The sequence below is a fragment of the Myxococcus xanthus genome, assembly GCF_013116825.1.
Lineage (GTDB): Bacteria > Myxococcota > Myxococcia > Myxococcales > Myxococcaceae > Myxococcus > Myxococcus xanthus_B.
Window position 1 is genome coordinate 98,579 of record NZ_JABFNS010000001.1, and the last position, 24,856, is coordinate 123,434.

General features: G+C 68.6%; 23 protein-coding genes and 1 pseudogene. 7 read left to right on the forward strand and 17 right to left on the reverse strand.

The features are described from left to right. Positions 1 to 13: 13 nt before the first annotated feature. Positions 14 to 619 (reverse strand): hypothetical protein, encoded by a 606-nt coding sequence (locus tag HNV26_RS00460; RefSeq protein ID WP_253816021.1) that lies wholly within the window; start codon positions 617 to 619, stop codon positions 14 to 16. Between the two features lie 47 nt (positions 620 to 666). Then, entirely contained in the window at positions 667 to 957 is a 291-nt protein-coding gene (locus tag HNV26_RS00465; RefSeq protein WP_253816022.1) for a hypothetical protein, read from the reverse strand. A 312-nt stretch (positions 958 to 1,269) separates the two neighbouring features. On the opposite strand from HNV26_RS00465, the gene HNV26_RS00470 reads away from it, so the two are divergent. Together HNV26_RS00470 and HNV26_RS00475 are read left to right on the forward strand one after the other, a co-directional pair. Next, on the forward strand, positions 1,270 to 2,133 hold the full coding sequence (locus tag HNV26_RS00470; protein ID WP_171441077.1) for an exonuclease/endonuclease/phosphatase family protein: 864 nt from the start codon (positions 1,270 to 1,272) through the stop codon (positions 2,131 to 2,133). A 4-nt stretch (positions 2,134 to 2,137) separates the two neighbouring features. Then, positions 2,138 to 3,850 (forward strand): carboxypeptidase regulatory-like domain-containing protein, encoded by a 1,713-nt coding sequence (locus tag HNV26_RS00475; protein WP_171441078.1) that lies wholly within the window; start codon positions 2,138 to 2,140, stop codon positions 3,848 to 3,850. Here HNV26_RS00475 and HNV26_RS00480 read toward each other — a convergent pair. From HNV26_RS00480 to HNV26_RS00510, 7 genes are all read right to left on the reverse strand, one after another. Next, entirely contained in the window at positions 3,847 to 4,068 is a 222-nt protein-coding gene (locus HNV26_RS00480; RefSeq protein WP_253816024.1) for a hypothetical protein, read from the reverse strand. The genes HNV26_RS00475 and HNV26_RS00480 overlap by 4 nt on opposite strands. Positions 4,069 to 4,173: 105 nt before the next feature. After that, a complete protein-coding gene (locus HNV26_RS00485) occupies positions 4,174 to 4,902 on the reverse strand; it encodes a hypothetical protein (protein WP_171441079.1) in 729 nt (242 codons plus the stop codon). A 178-nt stretch (positions 4,903 to 5,080) separates the two neighbouring features. Next, positions 5,081 to 6,181, reverse strand: coding sequence for a PAAR-like domain-containing protein (locus HNV26_RS00490; RefSeq protein ID WP_171441080.1), 1,101 nt, complete (start codon positions 6,179 to 6,181; stop codon positions 5,081 to 5,083). Beyond that, a complete protein-coding gene (locus HNV26_RS00495; RefSeq protein WP_171441081.1) occupies positions 6,181 to 7,245 on the reverse strand; it encodes a hypothetical protein in 1,065 nt (354 codons plus the stop codon). Before HNV26_RS00495 ends, HNV26_RS00490 begins: the two co-directional genes overlap by 1 nt. Beyond that, a complete protein-coding gene (locus HNV26_RS00500; RefSeq protein ID WP_171441082.1) occupies positions 7,242 to 8,366 on the reverse strand; it encodes a DUF2169 family type VI secretion system accessory protein in 1,125 nt (374 codons plus the stop codon). The genes HNV26_RS00495 and HNV26_RS00500 overlap by 4 nt, the downstream gene beginning before the upstream one ends. Before the next feature lie 13 nt (positions 8,367 to 8,379). Beyond that, on the reverse strand, positions 8,380 to 9,675 hold the full coding sequence (locus HNV26_RS00505) for a TIGR02270 family protein (protein WP_171441083.1): 1,296 nt from the start codon (positions 9,673 to 9,675) through the stop codon (positions 8,380 to 8,382). A gap of 10 nt (positions 9,676 to 9,685) precedes the next feature. Continuing rightward, the gene (locus HNV26_RS00510; protein WP_171441084.1) at positions 9,686 to 10,384 is read right to left on the reverse strand and encodes a DUF6484 domain-containing protein; all 699 of its coding nucleotides are present in this window, start codon (positions 10,382 to 10,384) and stop codon (positions 9,686 to 9,688) included. A 266-nt stretch (positions 10,385 to 10,650) separates the two neighbouring features. Here HNV26_RS00510 and HNV26_RS00515 point away from each other — a divergent pair. Further along, positions 10,651 to 11,223, forward strand: a pseudogene (locus tag HNV26_RS00515) (ISKra4-like element ISMfu2 family transposase); the annotation flags it as partial. A gap of 411 nt (positions 11,224 to 11,634) precedes the next feature. Here the strand turns inward: HNV26_RS00515 and HNV26_RS00520 are convergent. From HNV26_RS00520 to HNV26_RS00540, 5 genes are all read right to left on the reverse strand, one after another. Continuing rightward, positions 11,635 to 12,219, reverse strand: coding sequence for a MarR family winged helix-turn-helix transcriptional regulator (locus tag HNV26_RS00520; protein WP_171441085.1), 585 nt, complete (start codon positions 12,217 to 12,219; stop codon positions 11,635 to 11,637). A gap of 159 nt (positions 12,220 to 12,378) precedes the next feature. Further along, positions 12,379 to 13,011, reverse strand: a complete 633-nt coding sequence (locus tag HNV26_RS00525) for an EcsC family protein (RefSeq protein ID WP_171441086.1) — start codon at positions 13,009 to 13,011, stop codon at positions 12,379 to 12,381. Positions 13,012 to 13,014: 3 nt separating this feature from the next. Then, on the reverse strand, positions 13,015 to 13,458 hold the full coding sequence (locus tag HNV26_RS00530) for a hypothetical protein (protein ID WP_011556756.1): 444 nt from the start codon (positions 13,456 to 13,458) through the stop codon (positions 13,015 to 13,017). A gap of 108 nt (positions 13,459 to 13,566) precedes the next feature. Then, entirely contained in the window at positions 13,567 to 13,959 is a 393-nt protein-coding gene (panD, locus tag HNV26_RS00535) for an aspartate 1-decarboxylase (RefSeq protein ID WP_011556755.1), read from the reverse strand. Between the two features lie 106 nt (positions 13,960 to 14,065). Next, positions 14,066 to 14,908, reverse strand: a complete 843-nt coding sequence (locus HNV26_RS00540; protein WP_171441087.1) for an LEA/WHy family protein — start codon at positions 14,906 to 14,908, stop codon at positions 14,066 to 14,068. Positions 14,909 to 14,993: 85 nt separating this feature from the next. Here HNV26_RS00540 and HNV26_RS00545 point away from each other — a divergent pair, with 85 nt between their 5' ends. From HNV26_RS00545 to HNV26_RS00560, 4 genes are all read left to right on the forward strand, one after another. Then, the gene (locus HNV26_RS00545; RefSeq protein WP_171441088.1) at positions 14,994 to 16,511 is read left to right on the forward strand and encodes an alpha/beta hydrolase; all 1,518 of its coding nucleotides are present in this window, start codon (positions 14,994 to 14,996) and stop codon (positions 16,509 to 16,511) included. Between the two features lie 13 nt (positions 16,512 to 16,524). Further along, on the forward strand, positions 16,525 to 17,262 hold the full coding sequence (locus HNV26_RS00550; protein ID WP_141253215.1) for an ABC transporter ATP-binding protein: 738 nt from the start codon (positions 16,525 to 16,527) through the stop codon (positions 17,260 to 17,262). Then, positions 17,259 to 18,431, forward strand: a complete 1,173-nt coding sequence (locus tag HNV26_RS00555) for an ABC transporter permease (RefSeq protein WP_171441089.1) — start codon at positions 17,259 to 17,261, stop codon at positions 18,429 to 18,431. Before HNV26_RS00550 ends, HNV26_RS00555 begins: the two co-directional genes overlap by 4 nt. Before the next feature lie 128 nt (positions 18,432 to 18,559). Then, positions 18,560 to 19,627 (forward strand): DUF2804 domain-containing protein, encoded by a 1,068-nt coding sequence (locus HNV26_RS00560; protein ID WP_171441090.1) that lies wholly within the window; start codon positions 18,560 to 18,562, stop codon positions 19,625 to 19,627. Between the two features lie 15 nt (positions 19,628 to 19,642). Here HNV26_RS00560 and HNV26_RS00565 read toward each other — a convergent pair whose 3' ends face one another. The 3 genes from HNV26_RS00565 to HNV26_RS00575 form a co-directional block, all read right to left on the reverse strand. Next, positions 19,643 to 20,749, reverse strand: a complete 1,107-nt coding sequence (locus tag HNV26_RS00565; protein WP_366816711.1) for a hypothetical protein — start codon at positions 20,747 to 20,749, stop codon at positions 19,643 to 19,645. Between the two features lie 192 nt (positions 20,750 to 20,941). Then, positions 20,942 to 22,306, reverse strand: a complete 1,365-nt coding sequence (locus HNV26_RS00570; RefSeq protein WP_171441092.1) for a DUF6986 family protein — start codon at positions 22,304 to 22,306, stop codon at positions 20,942 to 20,944. After that, positions 22,303 to 24,855, reverse strand: coding sequence for a M1 family metallopeptidase (locus HNV26_RS00575; RefSeq protein WP_171441093.1), 2,553 nt, complete (start codon positions 24,853 to 24,855; stop codon positions 22,303 to 22,305). Before HNV26_RS00575 ends, HNV26_RS00570 begins: the two co-directional genes overlap by 4 nt. Between the last annotated feature and the right edge of the window lies 1 nt (position 24,856).

Sequence of the window (24,856 nt, forward strand, 5' to 3'; positions counted from 1 at the left end):
TCCGCGGGTCAGGTCAGTGGTGGTGACCCGCCTCCTCGATGATGAGGGTGAAGGCGGCGTTGGAGGGGAGGATGGAGCGGAACTCCAGGTAGTACTCGGTGTTGGCCTCGAGGTCCGCGATGTAGGCCGTCTTCAGGCTGGAGCAGGTCTCGGTGGGGACGGTGTAGCGGCACTCTTGCGCCACCTCGGTGCCGGTGGCGGCCTCGAAGATGCGCAGACCTCGCTGACGCGACAGGATGAAGGCGAACTCACCCGGTTCGTCCGGGAGGAACGAGACGCGACCGGCGTAGTTGAACGGCGAGCGCTGCGGCAGGGTGACCTGGTAGGCGGTGTGGGCCTGGCTGACATCCACCAGGACGGGCGCGTCCAGGGCGGCAGCGGTGATGGGGTCGAAGGGGCCGTATTCGGCGTGGTAGCACGCGTGCTCCACGACGTGCTCCAACTCCTCGGGCTCCTCGCAGGCGGGGAGCATGCTGAACAGGGCGTCGTCGTTGCTCTCTAGCGCGGCGGCCTCGGGGGCCACGGGGGACTCCTCCTCGACAGGGGCGCCGCAGCCGGCGAGCAGGACGGCCACGCTGGTGGCGAGCAGGGACTGCTTGAAGGGGAACTCCAGCTTCATGGTGGTTGCTCCTTGGAGGGGTACTGCGGGGTGACAGGGGTGGGTGTTCAGTGGGTGGCGGGACGCAGGACGAGCCACGCGGCCACGACCTCGCCCGATGCCCGGCGCTCGGGGGGCAATTGCATGTGCGTGGTGCCCTCGCCGAGCCGCAGGTCGGCGGTGCGGCGGAAGGACTCCTGGAATGAGTCGCGGTCCGGGATGGTGACGCGCGCGACGCAGCCAGCCACGAAGCAACGAGGTGGCTCGGCCTGGACGGGCAGCACGTCGGCTTCCACCTGGGCATGCCACTTCGCCAGCGCCAGTCCCACGAGTCCCATGCTCCAGATGAGTCGGCTCACGATGACGCGCCCTCCTTCGTGGCAGGACGGAGCTCTGCCGTCCCAGCCAGATCCCCATTCCAGGAACGCTCGCGACAATGTGACACCACGATTCATGTGTAATCAAGTTGCGTTTAAGGGGCGAAGCGGTGGTGTGAGGACGTGCGCGGAGGGGGCGTCGCGCCGTAGTGGGTCTTTGAAGACCTCGTGTTTCTTGTTTTTTAGGAGAGTGGGTTGCCGGTCACGAACCTCATCCACTAGGACCGTTGCACGCGCTCGGTCCGCGCGTGCGGCGGCCCCGCATGGCCGCCCCTCTCACGCCGAGGTCACTCCATGGGATTTGCGTCCTTCTTGTTGCGCGTGGTGGTGCTGGTCGTCCTGGCTGTTCCCTCGTGGGCCCAGGCGGGCTCATACCTACGGGTCGTCAGCTGGAACCTGCGTCACGAGGGGTGGACCGCGGAGCAGACGTATCGCGAGGACGCGGAGCAGATCTGGCGGCAGTACGGCGCGAACAGCAATTCCAACAACGGCTGTGACCTGGTGTTCCTGCAAGAGGTGATGAATGCCAGCGTGGCTCCGGCCATCGTGGCGGAGCTCAACGCGGTCTCCGGCGTGAAGTGGCGCTATGCGCAGACGCCGCTCATCGGGCGCTCATCGTACAAGGAAATCTACGCGGTGCTGTACCGGGAGGACACGGTGTCGCTGCTGTCATCCAGTGTGTATGGGGACACCGGCGACACGTTCGAGCGCGAGCCGCAAATCGTCCGCGTGCGACACACGCCCACGGGCGCGGACTACACGTTCATCAACTGGCACACCGTCTGGGGCAATCCCTCCGACCGCGACGCCGAGGTGAAACAGATTGGCGCGGTGTTCAAGTCGGTGCAGGACGCCAGCCGCACTGACCAGGACGTCATCCTGGTGGGGGACCACAACATGGCGTGCACGGCGGCGTCCTGGGCGAACCTGGTGGCGCTGTCTCCCACGGTGGAATGCAAGCTGAACGTGGCCACCACCATCAACCTGAGTGGTGGCTACGTGAATGCCTACGACCACTTCTGGATGCAGCCCGAATACGTGACAGAGTTCTCCTCGGCGGGGCGCGATTACATCGGGAACACGCGGGACTTCGTCACCCGCCTGTCAGACCACGCGCCCATCTATCTGACGCTGTATTCCGCCAGCGATACGGATTGAGACCTTGAAACGTCGCGCATGGGGTGTGGGGGGCGCCGCGCTGGTGTTGGCCGCGCTCGTGCTGTGGTGGCTGTGGCCCGCGGACGTCGCCGCGCCGGTGACGCCCGCGCGCGCGCCCGTTGTACGCACGGAAGCCCCAACCCCCGTGAGCCCGCCGCCGCCCGTGGAGCTGGAGCCCCCGCACTCAGAGGGACTGGTTCTGCGCGTGGTGCTGCAAGGGGATGTGCCCTTCCAGGGAGAGGCCCGCGTGGGCGAGGCCTCCATCTCCGACGCGGACCGGCACGTGTGGGAAGTGTCGAAGCGCGAGGGGCGCCAGGGCGCCGGGCCTGTGCGGCTGGAGGACCTGGCCAACGTGTTGGAGTGGCGGCCCGTGGAGGTGACGCCGTCCGCGACGGGGGGGACGTTGGGACCGGTGCTCGTTCCCGTGGTACCGCTCTACCGGGTGGTGGCCTGGGCAGCGGATGGAACGTTCTGGCTGGGCGACGTGGTGCTTGAGGAGGGGGGCACCACGGGCGTCGTGGAGGCCGTGCTGCCTGCCCGGGCGCCCACCGGTGTGCGGGTGCGGCTCACGGGCGTGCGACCCGAGCATGGCCCGTTCTCACTTCGTGTGGTGCGTGGTGTGTCCCGGGATGTTCGCGACGCGGAGCGCGCGAGCGAACTGTTGCCCGTGATTCGGCATGTCGCGCCGGACATCGCCTCCGCGCTCGCGGACGGTACGGCGCTTCCGCTCCCTGTGGGGAAGTCGCTGGAGTTGCTGCCATTGCCCACGGACCCCGCCGTGGGGTTGGTACTCCGGAGCGCGGCGGGAAGGGAAAGCGCGTGGGTGGAGGTGCCTCTGCGCGAGGGGCGTGTGGAGCCGGTGGTGCTGGACGTGGGTTCGCTCTTTCCTGAAGGCGTGGGTGAGGCGGTGACGCTGCGGGGGACGGTGGAGCTGGAAGGAACGTTCCGTCCACCGGAAGGCGCGAGGCTCCTGGGGCCGGGGGACGTGGAAATCCCGCTCGCGCAGGATGGGCGCTTTGTCGCGTCAAGGCTGCCGTCCTGGGAGCCGTCCCGTTTCCGCGTCGAGGTGGCATCGCCCGTTTCCAGACGTCCGGTGACCGCGACGGAACAGGCTTTCGATTTCAGGCCCGAACCGGGTGTGCGGGACGCAGAGGTGACGTGGCGCGTGAAGGCCTACCGGTGGCTCGTGCTGCGCATGGATGCCGCCATGCGGGCACAGATAGAGGCACGGACCCGGAAGCCCTATCCCGTGTTCGTCCTCCAACGGTGGCACCACGAGAAGCAGTGGGAGTTGGCCTCCGCCGGCGCATACATCCAGGAGGAGGATGGGATGGCTGTGTCCATCCAGGAGCCTGGGCGCTATCGGCTGCTGGTGTCCTTCTCTGTTCACGAGGTCTACACCAGCACCGCCGCGGACGTGGGCGAGGACATGGTGGACGGCACCGTCACCTTCCAGGTGGACGTGGAGGGGAACGATTGCGAGGTGCTCGTCACGGATGGGCGCAAACCGGTGTTCGGCGCGCGCGTCACCGCATCCAGTGACGTGAGCTCACTGCCTCCCGCGTGGGGACTCACGGATGCGCGGGGACGTTGGCGGTTGGGGCGCGTGAGGCCGTTCGGCCTTCACCTGGAGGTGGAGGCGGAGGGATACGCGCCCTGGACAGGGGAAGTCGCCGAGGCCTGCCGGCGAGAAGGCGAGGTTCGCGTCCAGCTTTAGGGGAGACCCCGCTCGAGGCGCCGGTTATGCCGCACGGAGCGCTCGCGCTGGACGAACTGCGCGGCCTCCAGCCGGCTCAGCCGGGGTGGGGCGATGCCGCCCATCCGCTCCGCGAGGATGTTGACGGGAAGGAGGCTCTCCGCCTTCAGCCACCAGATGGCCTGGACCTTCATCGGGTCCAACTGGGAGTGAGATAGCGCGCTCGCGGAGCGTTTCACAGGGGGGCAGGCGCAGTTTCGCGCTTCGGGAAGTCGATGTCGAGGAGCCACTCGCGCCGACGCGTCTGGGGAATCCCACCGTGCGGCGCTTACGACCAGGCGCATTCAATCTGGGATTCGATGGCCAAAGAAGTAGCGGACACCGGGCTGATACTTGTCGGCATCCCCCCGTTCGAGGAATTCCTCGATAATTGCAGCCGCAGTGAGGTTCTGCAGTCGGCCAGAGCCATCGAAGAATCCGCGAAAATCCAATCCTGTGGTGCCTTCGAGGAGCATACGCCCTACCTCGATGCGGTCCGGGTGTATACAAGTGCGAACCCGTGTCAGGAGGCGCTGTGCGACAGCCCCAATATCCAAGCGTCCCCCCTCCCAAAGCGCATCTTGCTCGAAGAGCTTCTGGGTGGAAACAACCTCCTGGAATGTGCTTTCGACCAGGTTGAGGTACTCCTCCTTCATGAACAATGGCGTGGACTCCTCGAAGGGGGGCGGCAATTCGTTGGATTCCCACACAACCCGGGGGCCGTGCCAAATTGCCCCCGGCTCGGGCTCCAGCATCAGTGAAATGTAGTATTCCACTTCGGATTCAACTTTTCGGTCCTTCAGTTCCCGATAATGGCGAATCAAGTGGGGCACGCCCCACACGCCGGCCGAGCGTGAAAGGATCTCGCAGAAGTAACGTCGGGTGTATGGACTATGTTCATCAGACTTCAGCAACTCCTCGGAGGAGGCTTCAATCTCACGTATGACGGAGTAGGGGGCGGCGTAGGATAGGAGCGTCGCACAGACGTTCCAGAGCTCCGCGTCCCGTTCCTGATGCATCAGTCTGACGAGCATCCGAGAGACTTCGAACCTGCCTTGCTGGAGGTTTGCCAGGACACAAGGAATTACACGCCAGGGATCATCACTGGCGAGGTGACGCGGGTCCGCGACGTCGGGCGGTGGTGGCTTTGCGAAATGTAGACCATGACCCCAAGGGAGAAAGCTGTGCCGAAGATAGGAAGGGCGCATGGACTCACCGAAAAAGCAGCTTACGTTCGTCGTTCTTGGGAGGCATCATGTTCTGAAGGCGAGTCTGGGTATCTTCAATTTCCAGGCAGTCACCTTTGAGGACGCTAGTGGGAACGAGGTTTTGAACCGAGTAGGGGCATCCGCCGGCATCCGCCGGGGTCATGTGGTTTATTTTGTCGTTCCTGGGGATGGCATGCCCCTTCAGGCGCCAATCTTCGATTGATTGCATTCGGGCTGAATCCCAGCGTCCACCGTCCTTGGTGTTTCCTGCCAGCCCAGGCTGCAGAACCTTGAAGTGGACACCACACCCCTGGTCCGGAGGGTTGTGCACGTTGGGGCAGTCGGGGTGCTTCTGTCGGAGCTCCTGGAGCTTCTTGAAGTCGCGCTCGCACTCGTCTCCCATGCGGATGATGTTGTCCTTGACGGGAAGGCCGGACTTCGCGTCGAGCTTGTTTGCCCAGGGGGGCATCGGCATCCTGCCCTCCGCGACCTGCTGGAGAATGCCCTGCATCTCCGCACGTCGACTCATCCGGTATTGCGCGATACGCCCGTAGAATTCCATCTCCGGCACTGTCTCGAAGGGTTGGCCGGTCACCGGGTCCTTCTGATTCTCGTGGAGCGGCCCGTTGCAACACGGGCAGGCGTTGAAGGTGGCCTGGCCTGGGCTGCTCGTGGCACCCTGCGCGAGGTTGGGGGAGGGGACGGCGTTGTTCGCGTTGCTGCCGTGGTTGGAGGTCGTGAGGTCGATATGTCTCGGGACATTCTTGCCCTCGAAATGGACATCCATCGACCATGAGATGAAGTGGGTCTTCCCCGTAATCTGATGGGAGATGAGGCCCGCTCCGAAGTTGCGCGTGGCGGCCTCGTTCCCCAGCGGGGACGTCGCGTAATAGGACTGGTCTCGCAACATGACGGGCTTGCCGTTGATGGTGACACGCTTGCTGCCCTGCTTCATGTCCCGGGAGAAGGACGTATTCGGGTAGGGCACCGGCACCGGCCCCGCTGGCGGTGGGGGAGGGCTCATGCACACGTCCGGGAAGGCCGCCACCACCTTCCCGTCCCCGTCAGCGCAGGCCACCTCGTTGCCATCGGCGAATACCTTCATCAGGGCATCCCTCGTGGAGTGTACGTGTCAGGACCGCGCAACAGTGCCGCGGCTCTCCCCCCGGCCAAGTCGGACGTGGAGATGAGGGTCCGGGGGCCGGGCGCATACCCGTGGCGCATGGCCACCGAGGCCCAGGCCAGGGCCACCAGGCCCGAGGCCGCCCCTGTCTCCCCCAGGGACTCCGCCGGGAGCCACAGCGGCGTGGACTCCCTGCGCGTGTGCAGCAGCCGAGAGAGGGCCAGGGAGAGTTCCTTGAAGCCATAGCCCTCTCCGGAGGCGTCAGCGACGCGGAAGTCCACCTCGGCCATGTCCACACCACCCTCGGCCAGGGCTTCTCGGTAGGCCTGCGCCAGCCCCAACCCGCGCAGCGGTTCATCCGACTGCAGCGTGGCCCGCTCCTGTCCAAAGCCGAGGCCCGCCAGTCGCAGCGGGTATGCGTCGTCGCGACGAGGACTGCGCGTCACCAGGAGGCAGGCGGCGGCTTCCCCGGGAATCACTCCATCCGAGTTGTCCGGGCGCAGCAGCCTCCCCTGTCGAAGCAGTCCGTCGAGACTCGGGGCGTTGATGAAGGTGTCCACCGAGGCCACCAGGCAGCCGGGAAGCCACGGGTGACGGGCCAGCAGGAGCCGGGCTTCGGCCAGCGCCCGCAGTCCCGCCGTATTCCCCAAGGCCAGGCTTCGAGACAGGGTGCCCTCCAGGCGAAGCCCGTGTGCCTGGTGAAGGTGCTCGAGTGCCCGGGGAAACACCTCCGGGACACCGCCTGGGCGCTCCGGGGTTGACGTGCCCACCAGCAAGGGCAGGTGGGCGAGCTCGACTTCCTCCAGGCCCCTCACGGCGTTTGCCACCGCCATGCTCAGCAGTCCCAGGACGCGCTCCTCGCGCCGCAACTCGGGGGCGAGCGTCGACACCTCCGAGAGGACCATGGGCGCCCCGTCGTCGTCGTGGTAGCGGCTCCTCTTGAAACGGTTCATCCGCGCACGCAGGGCGGCCCCGGCCGACTCGGCGCTCAGGCCCAGCGGGCAGGCCATGCCCGCGGCGGCGATGTACAGGGGCGTGGCGCTCATGCCGGCTCTCCCGGCCGCCGCGTGCGCTGCCTCCATGAGACCAGGGCGCCCAGCCCCCGGAAGTAGGGTTTGCCGCGCAGGTACCTCACCGGCCCCTCCTTCACGCTCGGGCGTGGCAGTCCCACCTGCACCTCGCGAAGGTGGGAGAGCTTCTTGCCCAGCGGTACGCAGGCCCTCCACGTCACCACCACTTCGCGGGCATCCGCATCGAGTACCACCGTGTCCAGGCGTGCCTCCGTGCTGACGTCGGACTCGCGGAAGCGGAAGGCCACTGGCACATGGAGGCGCGGCAGCGTCACCATCCAGGGGCCGGACTCGGCCAGGCCCAGGCACCGGAACACCTCACCCCCTCGCAGGGTCGGCAGTTGCTGGTCCTCGGGCGCGCACTGGAAGTAGCGCGGGTTGAAGTCCCGAGGGAGGAAGGGGTAGTCCTCCGCCAGCCAGCGCTCGTCATACGTGCCGGCGTGGGCGAGGCGAGGCTGCCAACCACGGCCCACTGGCCCCAGGCCCACCGGCACCGTCTTCCCATCCCACCTGTCGAGGAAGTGCCGGGGGTGCTCCAGGTTGGGCAGCGGCGTCCCTACCGCATCCGCGACACGAGGGTTCTGCCGGAAACCGCGGCCCACCGGGTTGCGCAGCTCCGCACCGTGGTGCTTCGGCTCCGGGTGGGAGGTGTCTACCCCACCGAAGGCGAGTTCGTAGCGAAGGGGCATGCGGACGAAGGGCTTGGGAGGCGTGGGTTTCACGCCCATCATCCCCTTGTCCCAGTGGCGGTCTCCCGTGACGCGGAGGTCCTTGTGACGGCCCGGCATCTCCACCCGCACCAGCATCGCTTCCGTCGCGCGCCCGTGGGGCGCGACGGCATGGCCCTGCACGAGGAGGTCTACCAGGGGCTTCGTCAATGCGAAGTCATTCTCCCGGAGGAGGCTCGTTGTTTCGGGGGCCCCCTGGTGCTCGTCCGTGTACGCCACAGGACGTTGCACTTCCGCCAGTTTGGGCTCGCCGCGGCTGTCCATGAGGAAGGTGCCTTTGACGGCGACGACGCAGTGCTCGCGGGCCAGGGCGTCCGTCGCCACGGTGAGGCCCGCGGACATGCCCGTGGTGTTCTCGCTGATTTGCATGGCGGTCCTCGCGTCAGCGCAGCGTGCGCTCCATGGGTAAGAGTCTCAGTTGCGCGCAGGCCACGCGGGCCTGGGCCAATGCCGCCCACTGGCGCTGGGTGAAGGCCCGGGTAGGAATGCGGTGCTGGCCCTTGCTGCGAATGGCCAACTCGCGCGCCAGCACGTGCCGGCGCCGCATGGGGCCGTGCGTGAGGGACTCCAGTAACACGGGCCCCTCAAGAGGCTGGCCGTTCAGGTAGCGGCGCTCAGCATGGAAGCGAGGACGAGCCTCCTTCCACCAGTACCTCACCGCACCGATGCACGGCCAGGGCAGGTCATCCTCGGGTCTGGGCACTAGGTCGGCGTCCAGGTCTTCCTGGAACTCAGGTGGCAGCGGTGCTCCTTCGGGTTGCTCTCCGGGAGGGAGGGCATAGAGGCCCTCTAGCTGGAGGCCCGTCATGGCCGAGAAGGCTTCCCCCGCCAGCCGTGCCACCAGGGGGTCCTCCAGAAGCGCGAGGCAGGCCTCCATGGCGCCGCGGCGCCCGCTGAAGCCCAGGGCCCAGAGTACATGCGGGCGCATGTCCCGCGCCCCCAACATGTCCACCAGCAGGGCCGTGTCGGTGTCGGCGCCGAAAAGGGCGAGCAGCACCATGGCCTGGGGCGTGTGGGCATTGCACGCGCGCACCGCCTGACGGCAGGCCTCCCAGGCCACCCGCGCGCCCGAGGTGAGGCCAGCCTCCATCGCCGCGGCGCGAATCCCCGGGTGCCCGGACTCCAGGAGTCCTGGGAGGAGCCGGCGCAGGGTGGCCTCGGGAAGAGGCGGGCTGGCGCGCAACGCCGCCATCCGCGCCTGCGGCTCATCGTGGAGGAAGTACTCCGCAAGCAATTCAGGAGGCGCTTCGTGGCGGAAGGCCATCGCCTCCAGAAGCTGGGCCTGAAGGGAGACGTCATCCCGCCTCAGAAGCGGCAACAGGTGCTCACCCACGTTGGGGGCCGCAGTCAGCTCCACCGCGCGTCGGACAGCCGCCCTCGCCTCGAGCGCGTCACCGGCCATGAAGTTGAGGAGGGCCTGGACGTGTCCCTGGCCCAGCAACGCATAGGCGGCAGCGGTGATTCGCGTTGCTTCTCCGGAGTCCAGGGCGGGCCAGAGCAAGGAATCGGCGGCCTCCGCGCCGCCCAGCACCAGTCCATGCAGGTGTGCCGCCAGCTGCTCCTCCTGTCTCGCCACGTCCGAGAGGGTGAAGTCCGGAGCCTCCAGAACTCGCTCCCACTGCAGCCACCTGAAAGTTGCCTCGTCCAGGTGCTCTTCCAGCACGTCCTCCAACACCATGGCACGCCCCCTAATTGATTTGGATGGAGCCGCCCTGGAGACGGACGACGCCCTCAGCGCACGTCTCCACGTAGGTCCCCTCCAGCAGGATTCGTCCGTTGCGCAGGAGCGTCAGGCGCGCCCTGCCACACCGTAGGACGAGGCTCTCCCTGCTTTGGATGACCTGGATGTCCGCCGTGCCGTCGCCAGTGCGGAGACATTCCGCTGGATGGCTTTCTGCATCGGCCTGGCCCCCACGGGCGCCCAGCGCACCCTGCGTGTGGACTTGAACCGCCATGCCCTTGATGCGCACGGTGCCCTCCGCCGAAGTCTCGACGGACGTTCCCTGCAGGGAGACCTTCCCGTTGCGCAGCAGGGTGACGGCAGCGTCCCCGCAGCGCAGCACGAGCCCGTCCCGGCCTTGGATGACGTGAGTGGGCGACTCGGCGGCCTCAACCCGCGCGCCCGGAATTGCATCCGAATGTAAGGTCCGAGGAGCAACGGGCAGCAGGGCGGTGATGATGGGAAGCCGCGGGTCTCCCTCCTCGAAGCGGAGTTCCACTGGCTGACGTGACTCGACGGCAGCCCGAGTTCCCTCTGCGTCCAACCGCACAGCCTTGCGTGCCACGCGAGGGCCCACGGGATTGCCGTCGAAGTCCACCACGGGCCGCCCCTCGCCGTCCGTCCCGACGATGCGCCCCAGGTGACTCTCCCAAAGAGGTTCCAGCATCACATCGAGGGAGGTGACGTGCAAAGGTAACAGGTGACTCATGGAGACTCCCCCTCTTTGAAACGCAACGATAGGGCGCTGGATGGACAACGTGAATGGGTAAGGCTTTCGGCCTTCGCGGAGGCTGAACTACCCCAGGGCGCGCAGCGATTCAAACCACCTCACTTGTAGCTACGTCGCAACCCTACAGGCCTGGGCTGACTCGCAGTGCATAAGGCGTGCTCGGTGTGAAGGATTGGCCCCGAATTGAATTCACGCTGATATGGATGGCTTTGGGCGACGCTCATGAATTGGCCGAGCGCCTGGCCCGTGACGTCCAGGCGCTGGCCTCCAGGAAGTCCGCCCTACACGTTGCCGCCCTCACCGATGGCACTCCCGAACCGCGATCTTTGCTGGACCAAACCCTCGCAGCCCATGCTTCCGCGGCTAAGAAGGGGGTGCGTCTGGTGGACTCTTGGCACCTGATGGAGAAGCTCGGGGCCGCGGCGCTCGTGGGGGCAGGGGAAGAGCAGGCCCGCGTGCTGTGTGAGAAATCGAAACTGTCGCTGGTCAAAATGCCCGGCGCGGTGTGGACCCTCGTCAGTGCGTTGCACGCCTGCGGAAGGCGGGACGTCGTCCGCGGCGACCGGCGGCCGGTGCACGAAGCAATCACCTACATGGAAAACCACGGCGAGTTGATGCACGACGCCGTGGCACGAGCGAGGGGGTTGCCTATCGGCAGCCGCAGCGTCGAGGCCACAGGTAAGTCGTTGGCCGCTCTGCGCATGAAGCGCCCGGGAACGCGCTGGAAGGAGGCTGGTCAGCACATTCTGGACCTGCGAGCGCTAGTACTCTCTGAATGATGGGACGCAGCCATGAACCTCACGCTCGCGTCGTAGCGTGCGGGGGCGGAGCGCTGCGTGAGCTGGATGGGCGCCAGACCTGTCGGCGCGTGAGCGTCATTGCAGTGAATGCGGTGGCAATCGCTGCCGCTAGCTGGAGAGCGCGCGGACGAGGCCGCGCGTTCTGAACCAGGAAAGGCAGCTCGCCGTCAGCCTGTGAACAGAGTGCGGCTGAAGGAAGGTCGGAGCTCGCCGTGCCCCACTGCGTGATGGGCAATCTCTCCCCGCTCGGCGACTGACGGCGCCCCTGTGACTCGGGGAGCCCGCGACTGCATGAGGCCATCGGCCAGTGCTGGAGCGCATTGGCTCGAAGTCAACTCCTCAACCCGGGGAGACCAGATTCCCGCGCCTTCTGAAGACCATCAACACTCAAGCCGCGTTGGCGGTGATGGCCATCAGCTCCGTGTGAGTACGCCTGGGCGCCGCGGCGGGCTCCAACTCCTCGGCCACCGGGGCATCCGTCTCGCCCCCTTCGGTGGCCGGCTCCGGCGCGCGGTTCTTGCCGCCCAGGGCCTCCACCCACCCTTCCAACAGGTCCATCAGCGCGCTGCGCTGCTCGCCCTCCAACGGCATCAGCAGCCGGGCCATGCGCTCCTGGACCACCGAGTCCGCCTGCTCCGCCAGGGCGCGCCCCTGCTCCGTGAGCCTCACCCGAACGCGCCGCCGGTCATGCCGCACGGAGCGCTCGCGCTGGACGAGCTGCGCGGCCTCCAGCCGGTCCAGCAGCCGGCTCAGCCGGGGTGGGGCAATGCCGCCCAGCCGATCCGCGAGGACGTTGACGGGAAGGAGGCTCTCCGCCTTCAGCCACCAGACGGCCTGGACCTCCATCGGGTCCAGCTCGGTATGGGGTAGGGCACCCAGGGGGCTGCCCAACGCACCGCAGCGCGCTACGTCGATGAGCAGATTCCTCAGCCGCGCCACCTGCACCCGCACTTCCGCCGAGAGCTCGGACATCCTGGTCGCCTCCGTCTCTCGGGCGTCATCGTCCCTCCGGCCAAGGAGTCCCGATGACCGCCCGTCTTCCAAGGGGGCAAAGGCCCCACCAGGGCGATCAACGGTCCGGCACGGAAGGCATATCGGACCCACCGAAAGAAATGTGCGGGGCGCGGTCCGTCAGGCGCCGCTGGCCTTCTTGCGCTGGGCCTTCGCCTTGGCGTGGGCCTTGTCGAAGCCCTCGTAGAAGCGCACGGCCTGCTCGCCCACCATCTGGATGTGCTGGTTGTTGAAGTAGGCGGTGACGGGCGCGGCCACCAGCGGCATGGCCCGCCCCAGCGTCTGCATGCCGCCCTTCTCCAGCAGCATGGCGGCCAGCTTTCCCAGCACCTTGGGACTCGCGCGAGGCAGCGGGCCCAGGCCGTTGGCGTAGCCGAACAAGTCCAGCATCTCCCCGCGCGCCCGCTCCGTCTTGAGGTTCACCTTGTAGAGGGTGGCCACGTCCGTGAGCAGGATGATTTGCAGGTACGCCATGAAGAGCAGGTCCGCCGGCAACGCCACCAGCCCGAATACCCCGCTCACCCCGCCCACCATGCTGGCGAGGCTCTTCTTTTCGTCCACGATGCGCTGGGCCAGCTCCCGCGGCGGCGCCTGCGGGTAGCGCTTCTCCAGGGTCGCGATGCGCACACGCGAGCGCGCCACCTCCTGGAGGACGATGTCCGACAGCCGCGCCGAGCCGAGCTTCTTCAGCTCCGCCGGAGTCATCTTCTTCATGAAGGCCAGCCGCTCGGCCACGCTGTCGTAGAGACCCATCCCTCAATAACCCCGCTCGGACAGGTAGAGGTCCACCAGCGCGCCTTCTTCGTACCAGGCGTGCCGCATCTCCACGTTGAACCAGCGCGAGTCCGGCTTCGGACCGCGCACCTCCAGCTTCACCTGATTGGGCGAGGTGTCGATGATGGCCGCGCGCGCCTTGCACGCCGAGCCCGGGTCTTCGCCGTAGCCACCCTCGAGGCAGATTTCATCACCCACCGAAAGCCGACGGGTGTACTCGGTGGCCAGATAGAGGGCGTCGTCACACGAGCCCCGCGCGGAGGACGTGCCGAGCGCAGCGCACCGGTTCTGTGGTGGCGCTTTCACGACAGGGATGACCCCGTAGAGCGGGTCGTCGTTGTTCGGATCCGGACGGAAGGCCCCCGTGCCCGTACAACCTGTCAGCACCAGCGAGAGCGCGCCAGCGCTCACCCACGACCGCCTCATCGTATCGACTCCTCGGGGCTCACGACCCCACCCTTTAAGGAAGGGTGGAGCATGGCAAAAGGCGTTCGATGGGGCAAAGCAGCCAGCGGACCGCCGCGGCGCGGGACGTCAGGCCGAGCGGCGCTGCGGGCCCGGAATCTCCTTCGTCTGCCCGGGCACCACGCGGTTGTCCTTGTCCACGAACACCACGGTGGGCTTCCAGTTCGCCACCTCGGCTTCCTCCACTTCCGCGAAGGTGGCCAGGATGACCAGGTCGCCCGGCTTGTTCAGGTGCGCCGCCGCGCCGTTGATGCAGATGACGCCGCTGCCGGCCTCACCTTCCAGCGCGTAGGTCTCCAGGCGCGTGCCCTGGGTGATGTTCCAGACCGCGACCTTTTCGTTCTCCACGATGTCGGCGGCGCGAAGCAGGTCGCGGTCGATGGTGACGGACCCTTCGTAATCCAGGTCAGCCTGGGTCACGGTCGCGCGGTGGATTTTCGACTTGAAGAGGATGCGGCGCATGTGTGTCTCGACCTTGGAAAAGCGGCAAGGACGCCCCACCGTAACGTCTGAGGCGCCCTGGGACAACCCTGTGTTCAGTTCCCCCTGCCCGCAGTGCAGGCAGGCGTCACTTAACGAAATTGACGAGCTGATTGAGACTCAGGGGAACGCTCTGGGATTCCGAGGTGAGCTTGCCGTCCAGGCGGACCTGCGCATTTCCGCCCGAGCGCAGGGCCAGGGCCGCGTTCGCCGCGCGAGCGAAGCTGATGGTGAGGGGCAGGGTGACCTGCTTCGTCCCGCTGCCGTCCAGCTTGCCCAGGTTGCCGGTGGACAGCGTGCCCACATCCGCGCCCGCCACCTTCAGCGCGCCGGTGATGCCGGCCACCGGCAGCGGGAAGCTGTTGCGGTTGGTGATCGACAACGGGAATTCCACGGTGGCGCCGGTCAGGGTGATGTCCTTGATGCGCGGCGCCTGGAAGGACACCTGCGGAATCTTGGGGACCTCGAAGGTGCCCTCCTTCGCCAGCGGGAAGCTCAGCACGCCCAGGGGCGTCTTCACGCCCAGCGTGCCCTGCGCCCTGAAGGCGGCCTTGTCCTGCTTGAGGAAGGTCTCCAGCACGGGGACCACGTCCGCGAACTTCACGTTGGCCGGGAAGACGAGCTCGCTCTTGCCATTGGCCTTGAGCGCCAGTCCCGAGCGCGGCTTGCCGGCCACGACCTGCTTGCCCTCCACGAAGAAGGCGTAGTCCACTTCGGCCAGGTTCAACCCGAAGCCGTTGGGGTTGTTCAGCTCGTAGACCAGGTTGATGGTGGCGTCGGACAAGGACGCATCCGCGAGCCGGGCCGTCTTGAAGGAGAGGGTGGGCTTCTTGAAAGCCCCCTTCAGCATCTTCTGCAAGGCGGCGCAGCCGCTGAGCGTGGTGAGTCCAAGGACGGCCAGGACGAGAAGGGCACGTTTCATGGTGGGCATGGGCGTATCACCGGACGCCCCTTCTCCGCGCGGGATTCAATCCAATGCCGTGGGAGGTGCTATGTGGGGAGCCTCCCGTACCCAGATGGAGGCACCCTTGTCCGGGGTCCGTGCACACATCTCCTCCCATCTTCCGCCCTGGCGCGCCTTGCTGGCCCTGGGGCTGCTGGCTGCGGCATCGCTGTCCTGCTCCAAGAGCAGCCAGGACCCCGCGGAGCGGCGAACGCTGTCGTTGAAGCCCTGCCGCCTGGAGGGGCTGGCCACGCAGGCCCAGTGTGGGACCTATGAGGTCTTCGAGGACCGGGCGGCGCGCACGGGCCGCAAGATTCCCCTGCGCGTGGTGGTGGTGCCGGCGCTGGCCGCGCAGCCGCAGCCGGATCCGCTGGTGCTGCTGGCGGGAGGCCCGGGCCAGGCCGCGTCGCGCTCGACGCAGGTGTTGATGGCGGTGGAGCGCATCCGCCGCAAGCGCGACATCGTGCTGGTGGACCAGCGAGGCACGGGGGACTCGAATCCGCTGAACTGCAAGACGGACTCACCGGAAGAGGGCCTGTCCGCGCGGCTCGAGGAAGGCAAGGCGGCGGAGGAGGTGCGCAAGTGCCGAGAGGGCTGGGACGCCGATGTGCGGCACTACACCACGCCCGTGGCCATGGATGACCTGGACGAGGTCCGCGAGGCGCTGGGCTACGAGAAGCTCAACCTCTGGGGCGTGTCCTACGGCACGCGCGCGGCGCTCGTGTACATGCGGCAGCACCCGGAGCGCGTGCGGACCGCCATCCTGGACGGCGTGGCGCCCATGGGGTTGTACCTGCCGCTGTTCGCGCCCCGCGACGCGCAGCAGGCGCTGGACCGGCTGCTGGCGAACTGCGAGGCGGACGCGGCGTGCACCCAGGCGTATCCGAACCTGCGGCCCAGGACGGAGGCGTTGCTGACGACGCTGGAGACCACGCCCGCGCGCACCCAGGTGGCGCACCCGCGCACCGGCGTGTTGGAGGAGGTCGTCCTGTCGCGCCGCGCCTTCCTGTCGCAGCTCTTCGCGCAGCTCTACAGCCCGGAGATGTCCTCCCTGGTGCCGTTGATGCTGGACCGGGCCACGCAGGGAGACTGGTCTCCCTTCGTCGCGCTCAGCGTGGGCCTGACGGAGAACCTGGGACGCACGGTGAGCCATGGTCTCTACTTCGCCGTCGTGTGCGCGGAGGACGCGCCCTTCTACGACGAGGCGGCGTTGGTGCGCGAGTCGCAGGGCACCTGGTTCGGTCCGACCATGGGCCGCGAAGTCCTCTCCGTCTGCGCGGACTGGCCGCGTGGGAGCCTGCCCCAGGGCTACCGCGAGCCGGTGGTGTCGTCGGTGCCCACGCTGCTCTTGTCGGGCGAGCTGGACCCGGTGACGCCGCCCGCGTGGGCCGAGGAGGCGAAGCGCACGCTCTCCAACAGCCTGCACGTGGTGGTGCCCGGCGTGGGCCACAACACGATTGGCGCGGACTGCGCGCGCACGCTGATGCTGGACCTGCTGACCCAAGGGAGCGTGGAGGGGCTGTCGTCCGCGTGCGGCACCAACCTCACCCGTCCTCCCTTCTTCACCTCCTTCGCCGGCCCGGTGCCTTGAGGACGCGCGCGCCATGATTGAAGCCAGGAACCTGCACAAGCGCTTTGGCAAGAAGGTGACGGCGGTGGAGGACGTGTCCTTCACGGCGGAGGACGGCGTCATCACCGGCCTGCTGGGCCCCAACGGCGCTGGCAAGACGACGACGATGCGCATGCTCTACACGCTGGTGCGGCCGGACCGCGGCACCGCGCTGGTGGACGGCGTGGACGTGGTGCAGCGGCCGCAGGAGGCCCGGCGGGCGCTGGGCGTGCTGCCGGACGCGCGTGGCCTCTATCCGCGCCTCACGGCCCGCGAGCACGCGCGCTACTACGGTGAGCTGCACGGCCTGTCCGGCGCCACGCTGGACAAGCGCGTGGATGAACTGCTGGACCTGTTGGACATGCGGGACATCGCGGACCGCCGCACGGAGGGCTTCAGCCAGGGCCAGCGCGTGAAGGTGGCCATGGCGCGGGCGCTGGTGCACGGGCCTCGCAACGTGCTCTTGGACGAGCCCACCAACGGGCTGGACGTCATGAGCACGCGCTCGGTGCGCACGCTGCTGCGGCGGCTGAAGGATGAGGGCCGGTGCGTGGTGTTCTCCAGTCACGTGATGCAGGAAGTGGCCGCGCTGTGTGACCGCATCGTGGTGGTGGCGCACGGGCGGGTGGTGGCGGACGGGACACCGGATGCGCTGCGCGCGAGCACCGGAAAGGACAGCCTGGAGGAGGCCTTCGTGGCCACCATCGGCACGGACCAGGGGTTGATGCAATGAGCGGGCTGTCCTTCTCCGTCTTCCGCAAGGAGCTGAAGGACCACCTGCGCGACCGGCGCTCGGTGCTCACCTCGTTGATGTGGCCGCTGATTGGCCCCGTCGTGTTCATGGTGATGTTCAACCTGCTGGCCTCCTGGTACCGGCAGGACCGGCCGCTGGCGCTGCCGGTGGTGGGGCGGGAGCATGCCCCCAGCCTGATGGCCTTCCTGGAGCGCTACGGAGCGCAGCTGGAAGCGGCGCCGGAGGACTACGAGTCGCGCATCCGGGCGGGCTCGCTGGACGCGGTGCTGGTGGTGCCGGACGACTACGCCGAATCGTACTCCGCCGGGCGCACCGCCGAGGTGCAGCTCGTGGTGGACAGCTCGCGCCAGTCCGCGCGCCAGTCGGTGCTGCGCGCGCGGCGGCTGCTGGAAGCGTACGCCCACATGCTGGGCAACCAGCGCCTCTACGCGCGGGGCGTCTCGCCGGACCTGGCCATTCCCGTGCGGGTGCAGGAGGCGGACCTGTCCACGCCGGAGCGCACCGCGGCGGGGCTGCTCAACATGGTGCCGCTCTTCCTGGTCATCGCCGCCTTCGCGGGCGGCATGCAGGTGGCCAGCGACGCCATGGCGGGTGAGCGCGAGCGCGGCTCGCTGGAGCCCCTGCTGCTCAACCCGGCGCCCCGGAGCGCGGTGGTGACGGGCAAGTGGCTGGCCACCGTGGTCATGGCCGTCGCGGCGGTGCTGATTACGGTGGTGGCCTACATGCTGGTGGTGCGGCGCGTGCCTCTGGAGGACCTGGGGGTGAAGGCCCGCTTCGACGCGCCCGCCGCCCTGGGCATGGCGGCCGCCGTGCTGCCGCTGGCCCTGGCCGTCTCCGCCGTGCAGGTGTGGGTGTCCACCTATGCACGCTCCTTCAAGGAAGCGCAGACGTACCTGTCCCTCCTGATGGTGGTGCCCATGCTGCCGGGCATGGTGCTGGCGCTGTCGCCGCTCCAGCCGAAGATGTGGATGTTCGCGGTGCCGGTGCTGGGCCAGGAGGTGCTCGCGGGCGAGGTGATGCGCGGTGAGCCGCTGGGCGCGCTGCCGTTCCTCATCGCGGGCGCGTCCAGCATCCTGCTCACGGTGGTGTCGCTGGCGGTCACCGCGCGTTTGTTGTCCCAGGAGCGCATCGTCTTCGGCCGGGGCTGACGAGGGTCCCCATCGCGCCGCTGTTGCGTTACGCTCCGCACAACCTCTCAGGTGCCACTGTCGGCGGGTGGCGCCTGGGCGGCGGCCTGACATGACAGCCACGCGCCTTTGCCTTCCAATGGGGCCAGATGAAGCCAGAGCAAGACGCCTTGTTCCCTCCCGCGCCAGTGTCCGTGGCCACCTCCGGGGGGGAGCCCCGATTCGGTACCTACCAGGGTGAGCTGCCCGAAGTGGACCTGCCGCGCCTGCGAGGGCAGTGGGCCCCGGGCCGCACCACGCGTCTGCTGAAGCGCAAGCGTTGGCACTACACCTTCGCGGCCACGCCCGAGGTCGCCGCGCTCTTCGCGGTGGTGGACCTGGGCTACACGTCGAGCGCCTTCGCGGTGGCCCTGGACTTGCGTGAGCGCAAGCCGCTGTGTGACGTGAGCTTCCTGGGCACGCCCGGCCCCATGGTGGTGCTGGGCGACAAGCCGGGTCAGGGCCTCAAGGCCTCCTTCCGCACGCTGGGCGGACGGCTGTCGGTGCAGCGCGGCGAGGACGACGAGCGCTACCGGGTGGCGGTGGACGTCAGCCGGCTGCGCACTGGAAGCCTCCAGTCCTTCCAGTGGGAGGGCGACATGATGGTGGCCGGCGGCCCGCCCGCGCTCACCGTGGTGGCGCCAGTGGAGGGTGACGGGCTGGTCAACGTCACCATGAAGAGCAATGGCCTGCTCACCTTCGGCAGCCTGGAGGCGGGCGGGAAGCGCTTCCGGTTGGACGGCGGCGTGGGCGGCATGGACTACACGCAGGGCTACCTGGCGCGGCACACCGCGTGGCGCTGGGCCTTCGCGTCGGGGCGACTGGCGGATGGCACGCCGGTGGGCATCAACCTCGTGGAGGGCTTCAACGAGGGCAACGCGGACGCCAACGAGAACGCGCTGTGGCTGGGGGACAAGCTGTACCCGCTGGCGCGCGCCCGCTTCGAATACGACGCGAAGGACCTGATGGCGCCGTGGCGGCTGGCGACGGTGGATGGCGCGGTGGACCTGCGCTTCCAGCCCCTTCATGTGCACCGCGAGGACCGGAACCTGCGCCTCGTCGTGAGCCACTTCGCGCAGCCGGTGGGCTTCTTCAACGGCACGGTGCGCGTGGGAAGCCGCACGCTGGAGTTGTCCAACGTCCCCGGCGTCACCGAGGACCAGGACATGCTCTGGTGAGGTGAGGGGCCGCGCTCAGGGCGGCGGGCTGTCGTGGACGAGTTCGGACGTGAGGCGGCCCTCCGGGAGGGTGCGCTCGGTCCACTCGAATGCGCCGCTCGCGTTGGCCCGTGCCTCCTCGCGGGTTGCACCCATGATGACGGTCAGGGCTCGTGGCCCGGCGGAGGGCGTCCTGCGCAGCACGACCTCCGTGGGCCCGGAGAGCAGCTCCGCCGGACGGTAGACGTCGAAGAACACTTCGGACGCTTCGCCCGTGAGCAGCCCTTCGCGCACGCCCATGCGGACCATCGCCTCGGTGGCGAGTCCTCGCTTCGAGGTGAAGGTCCCCTTCAGCGGTCGGGTGCCCTGTCGCCCCTCATAGCGGTACACCCGGCTGGGCGTCTCGCGCGGAGGGGACTTGGGTGGCCGCTCGCGCCGGAGCGTCACCTGGAGCGTGAGGTTGCCGTTCTCGGAATGGGCGTGGCGCTGCTCCAATAGTTCGCCCGCGTCATCCGTGATGGTGGTGACGGTGCGGTCCTCCGCGCGTGGGCCATTCGAGGCCCCTGGTAGCAGCAAGCTCAAGGAGGCTTCCGTGCGCTGCGCACCCGCTTCCAAGTTCCGCCCGATGCGCCAGTCGAAGCCCGCGAGCCGGTCATCCAGCTTCAGCACCCGAAGTTCCGCCATGGGCGCGGGCGCCCGAGGATGGCCCGGCACCTGGAGCGTGGAGGCCAGGCCCGTCGTGATGCGCTGGAAGGTGCGCGCGTAGCCGGGCTCGTCATGCGCGCAGAGCAGGGGCAGCTCGGGGCTCGCGCTCACCATCAGCTTCAGCCTGCCCACACCCACACTGTCGCCGGACGTGGCCACTTCATAGTCCACGTCCACGAACATGACCGGCGCACTCGCGACGACGGAGACGTCCGTGGGAGTCAGGCTCCGCACGGTGACGCCCTTGTTGCCCTGCACCGCCTTCGCCACCGCGAGCACCGCGCCCGCCGCGTCGATGGGGCGCTCGTACACGAAGCAGCTCAGCGGCGCCTCCGTGCCCAGGGGAACCTCCAGGCGCGTGGAGCCTTCGTGCCGCGTCAGCTTGGGCGCCGCCACGGCTTCGACCTCGGCGGTGAAGATGCCCTCCGTGGACGTCACGCGCTGCCTGGGCAGCGGAGCCAACTCGCGCGCGAGAGGGCCGGATGGCGTGGGTGGGGGCCTTGCTGGTGCGGCGGGCGCTTGCGGAACGGAGGGTTCCGGCCGGACCGTCGTCACGGACGGCCCGGCACAGGCGGAGGAGAAGCACAGCAGGAGCGCGAGACGTCGCATGACGAAGCCTGGAGCCGCGGCCTAGCCGGAAGTGGCCCGGGCGCGGCGTGACGCGACGATGTCGCGGAAGGAGCGGCTGCGCAGCTCCTCCATCGTGAGGCCCGCGGCCAGCACCTCGTCCTGGGTGAGGGCTCCGCAGCTCAGGCCCCGCAGGAAGAAGTTGAGCAGGCCCTGCCCGGTGGCCGCGTCGTCGAAGACGTCTCCCACCAGCGTGGCCTGCGCGGCCTTCTCCATGAAGGCATTGAGCCTGCGCGAGGCCGCGTCCAGCCCCTCCAGGAAGAACGCATACACCGCCGCGTAGCGCACGGGGAGCTGGCCCGGGTGCAAGTCCCACCCCTGGTACCAGCCCCGCTCCAACGAGTGCCGGATGTGCCGGTATGACAACTGCCAGACCCGGTGAACCGCCTCCATGTTCTCCCGGCGCTCGGTGGGCAGCAGCGGCTCGTCCTGCTTCACCCGATGCGGTGGCACCGGCATGACGTTGGTGGCGCCATCCGCCAGCCGGATGCCCGTGCCCGCCAGCGACACCTGCACCAAGTCCCGCAGGAAGTCGCAGGCCGGGTGCCGCATCGTTTGCGCATGCGCGCTGACGCCCAGCGCGGCGGTGTAGTCGTACACGCCCAGGTGGACGCTGGTGCAGCGGTCCGCGCTCGCGGCCACCAGCGTGGGCAGGTGCAGCCGGCCCTGCGGGTCGAAGAGCGCCTGGGGTGTCTCCACCATCAGTTCGATGCCCACGGTGCCCACCGGAAGCCCGTGCCGCGTCTCCAGCACCTCCAGGACGCGAGCGAGCGCCGCCACCTGCTCCGGCAGCGACACCTTGGGCAGCGTGACGACGAACCCGCGCGGCAGCTTCCCACCCGAGCGCTCCAGCAGCGTGGTGAGGAACAAATCCAACGTGCGCGTGGCGCGGTCGAACAGCTCCTCGGTGAAGGACTTCACCCGAATGCCGATGAAGGGCGGCAGCAGCTCCAGGGCCAGCCCGCGCGCCATCTCCTCCGCGGCGGACACGGCGTGCCCGTCCTCCTCCGCGTCGGAGCGGTGCCCGTAACCATCCTCGAAGTCGATGCGCAGGTCCTCCACCGGCTCGTGCTCCAGCTTGGCCACCACGCGCGCGTAGACGCGCTGGGCGAAGCGGCCGCGCTGGGGCAGCCCCAGCCCGTGGGCCAGCACGGGCGCATCCGGTGCGTACGACTTGAGCGTGTTCAGCGCGATGCCGCCCAGCTTCCGGGCCGTCTCCGCCCGGAAGAGGTGCGCGCCGCCGTACACCACGTGCACCGGCTGCCGTTGGGTCGAGTCCCCCGGGTAGGCGCGCTCGAACCCCGCGTTGGCCTGCCGCAGGGCCTCCCGCACACCCGAGAGGCTCGCTTCTGTCAGCGTCGTCTTCACGGCTGGCGCTTCAACCAGGCTGAGACCTCGGGCATGCAGCGCTCACGCAGCGCCACATCCTGGGACAGCCGCTCCAGTGTCTGCGCCGTGGCCTGTTGCGCCTCGGGGATGGGCTGGGCCTCGAGCAGGGCCCGCATCTGCTCCAGGTGCTCGCGCGTGCGCAGCATGCCCATGGCCTCGACGATGCGGCGCAGCAGCATGGGGGCGCCGCCGGTGCGGGCCACCACGTCCTTCCATTGCGTGCGCATCTGCGCCCACCACGCGTCGCGGCCGACGCGGTTGCCCAGCAGCCCCGCCACGAAGCTGGCCACGTCCTGCGTCTTCACCGTGTCCGTGTAGAGCAGCCCGCGCGCTCGCTCCGTGAGCTCCGGGGCCTCGAAGGCGGTGAGCGCCATGAGGTAGCGGCGCTGCGTGGCCGGGTCGGGCTCGGACGGAATCTTCTGAAGGAAGGTGTCGAAGAGCGCCGCGTCGCCCGCGCGCGCCACCATGCCCACCGCGGCGTCCAGCAGGTTGGGCTCCAGCGCGTCCCGCTGTCCCTGGAGCATGCGCTCCACGCGGGGCCGGGCCTCGGCGAGCGCGTCCTGGCTGCGCGCCAGGCCACCCACCGCGCGCACCAGCGACGCGCGCCGCAGCTTCACCCGGTCCGCCTCGTTCGGCGCGGACTGCCAGCCCAGCTTCTTCAGCCCCGGCCCCAGCAGCTTCTCCACCCACGCGCGGAAGCGGACCTGGTCCTCGCCGTCCGTCAGCCGGCCTTCGACGTAGGCCAGCCGGCCCACCAACTCATCCAGGACGGAGTCGTCCTCCTCGTCACCGAAGCGGCCCGCCAGGTCCAGCAGGTCCGCCACCGACGCCTGGCCCGCGCGCACCAGCGCCCACTGGTCCGCCAGCAGGGCGGTGCGCTCGGAGGGGGCCAGCGACTTCAGGTTCGTCGCCAGCTTCGCCAGGCCCGGCTTGTCGTAGGCGACCCGGTAGAAGCCGGTGGAGCCCGCGTTGGCCGTCAGCCACTTCACCTCGCCTTCGCCCTCCAGCTTCACCGTGGCCTGGGCGTCCCGCAGCAGCACGCGCTGCTCGCGCACGCCGGTGCTGTCCTCGTAGCGCAGCACCACCGGCACCGGCCACACCTCACTGCTCTGCACACCGGGCTCGCTGTAGAAGCGCCGCTGCGACAGCGACAGTCCGCGCCCGTCCAGCGTCGCCGTCACCAACGGGAAGCCGCTCTGGCCCACCCACGCGGTGGCCAGCTCCTCCACCGGCTGCTTCGCGGCGTCGCCCAGCGCGTTCCACAAGTCTTCCTTCACCGCGTTGGCGCGCGCGTGCTTGCGCATGTACTGGCGGATGCCCTCGCGGAAGGGGCCTTCCCCGAGGAAGCCCTCAATCATCCGCAGCACCGCGCCGCCCTTCTCGTACGTAATCGCGTCGAAGCTCTCACCGGCCTCGCCCGCGTTGCGCACCTCGCCGTGGATGGGGTGCGTGGACTTGAGCGCGTCCAGGTGCAGCGCGCTGGCGCGGTGCGCGTCGAAGTCCAGCCACATGCGCCACTCGGGGCGCCACTGGTCGACAATCTTGAAGGCCATCCACGTGGCGAACGCCTCGTTGAGCCACAGGTCGTCCCACCACACCATGGTGACCCAGTTGCCGAACCACTGGTGCGCCAGTTCGTGCGTCACCACCTCCGCCACGCGCTTCTTCACCGACAGCGGCGCGGTGGCCGGGTCCAGCAGCAGCGCCACCTCGCGGTAGGTAATCAGGCCGGCGTTCTCCATGGCGCCGGCCTCGAAGTCGGGGATGCCCACCTGGTCCAGCTTGGTGAAGGCATACGGCAGCCCGAAGTAGTCCTGGAGCCTGGGCAGCACCGCCAGCGCCACGTCCTGGCCGAAGCGCGTCAGGTGCGCCTTCTCCGGCAGCGCCCAGGTCCGCACCGGCACGCCCTGCACGTCCTGCGCGTCCGTGCCCACCAGCGGACCCACCACCAGGGCGATGAGGTAGCTGCTGAGCACCTCCGTCTCCTGGAACGTCACCGCGCGCAGGTTGCCCTCCTGCGTGTCCTTCACCACCGGGCCGTTGCCCAGCACGGTGAGCCCCGCCGGGACGCGGACGGTGAGGGCCCAGCGCGCCTTGAAGGCGGGCTCGTCGAAGCAGGGGAAGAGCCGGCGCGCGTCGGCGGCCTCGAACTGGGTGGCCGCCACCTTGCCCGCCTGGTACAGGCCGCGCAGCCCCTCCGTGAAGCGCCCCGTCCACGCGACGTCCAGCGACGCGGCGCCCGTAGGCAGCGCTTCATCGAAGCGGAGCACCACCGTCTCGCTCGCCTGCGCGGGCTGGATGGAGGCCGGCTTGCGCTGCTGGCCACCGGCGCGGAACGTCACGTCGCTCAGCTCCAGGGCGATGCCGTGCAGGGTGATTTCGTTCGACGGCGCCGCCACGTCCAGGTCGATGGTCTGCTGGCCGGAGAAGGACTTCGCGTCCAGGTCCAGGGTCAGCGTGGCCGCGTAGCGGCGGGGACGGATGGAGGTCGGCAGGCGGAAGTTCTTGTCTTCGGTCGGATGCGCCATA